The organism is Paenibacillus sp. 01T442, from assembly GCF_056398345.1.
The window spans coordinates 1-1,371 of the sequence record NZ_JBFTPF010000195.1 but is presented as its reverse complement, the minus strand read 5'-3'; the positions used below and the strand labels follow the sequence as shown (position 1 = coordinate 1,371).

2 protein-coding genes and 1 rRNA gene are annotated in these 1,371 nt (G+C 43.6%); all 3 read left to right on the top strand.

Annotated features, from left to right (window positions below):
- Positions 1-20: 20 nt before the first annotated feature.
- Positions 21-137: ribosomal RNA gene (gene rrf / locus AC1DLM_RS35350) — 5S ribosomal RNA — on the top strand.
- Between the two features lie 217 nt (positions 138-354).
- Positions 355-672, top strand: a complete 318-nt coding sequence (locus AC1DLM_RS35345; protein ID WP_312886284.1) for a transposase — start codon at positions 355-357, stop codon at positions 670-672.
- 49 nt (positions 673-721) lie between these two features.
- Positions 722-1,371 (top strand): IS3 family transposase (locus tag AC1DLM_RS35340; RefSeq protein ID WP_477572619.1); only part of this gene is annotated, 650 nt, incomplete at its 3' end.

Sequence of the window (1,371 nt, the reverse complement as noted above, 5' to 3'; positions counted from 1 at the left end):
TCCTGGCAGAAGCATCAACGTTTGGTGATGATGGCGGAAGGGATCCACGCGTTCCCATCTCGAACACGACCGTTAAGCCTTCCAGCGTCGATGGTACTTGAACCGCAGGGTTCTGGGAGAGTAGAACGTTGCCAAACAACTGAAAGAGCCTCACTTGGATAACTCCAAGTAAGGCTCTTTTTTGCATTTAGCCTATACTTCGCCTCGTTACTGAATCATTAACAGTATTTTCTACAGCTAATTGCACGAATTTGCCCTGAAAAATTGATTTAGATGGAAAACTGCAGCTAGAATAAAAAGTGGACACCTCGTTAACAGATTTAAGATAATAGATGTAACGAGGAGGTGTTCACAATGGGTGAACAACGGCAAAGGTACAATGATGAATTTAAACAACAAACGGTAAAATTTATTCAAGAACAAACGAAATCGGTAACGGAAATAGCTGAAGAACTTAACATTCCTGCGGGAACGCTTCATCAATGGGTGGCGAAGTATCGCCAATTTGAAAGTGAATCCCTTGCCAGTCCTGAGAAGGTCCGTCAATTGGAGCAGCTCTTGAAAGAGAAAGAACGTGAACTCGCAGAGAAGGATCGCCGGATATCAGAGGCGGAAGAAGAACTAGCGATTGTAAAAAAGGCCGTACACATCTTCAGCAGACCAAGGAACTAAGGTTCCARTTTATTGAARATCATCGCTCTGAATTTTCAGTAGAGAAGATGTGTCAGACACTCGAGGTATCGAAGAGCGGTTTTACAAATGGGTACTGGGTAAAGCTGTTGTGAACAGCTACCAGAAGCGYAGAGCAGCTCTYTTAGCTCGTATTACATTCATCTTTCATGACCACTTTGGTCGGTATGGAAGCCCTAAAATCACAGAGACTTTAAAGCGTGAAGGCTGGACGGTTTCTGAGCGTTTAGTAGGGAAGTTGATGAAAGCCAATGGGCTTCGTTCCTGCGTTTCCAAGAAGTTTCGAGTGAATACAACCGATTCTAATCATGATTTTCCGATTGCATCAAACGTGCTGAATCAGAACTTCCAAACAACAGCACCTAACAAAGTATGGGTCACAGATATTACCTATATTCCGTGCCGACAGGGCCGTATGTATCTAGCTAGTGTTTTAGACATATATACACGCAAAATTGTAGGTTGGAAGCTCGGAGACCGTATGACGACCGACTTAGTTCTCGCTGCCTTAGATCAAGCCTACGAGGCTCAGAAACCTCCTAAAGGCCTACTGCATCACTCAGATCGTGGCTCACAGTACGCATCAACCGATTACCGTAAAAGACTAAAAAAATACAAAATGAAAGCTAGCATGAGTCGGAAAGGTAACTGCTATGACAATGCTTGCATCGAATCTTTTCA

Excerpts from the sequence above, each read along its gene's own strand:
- AC1DLM_RS35345 (WP_312886284.1), top strand. The coding sequence starts at position 355 with ATGGGTGAACAACGGCAAAGGTACAATGATGAATTTAAACAACAAACG.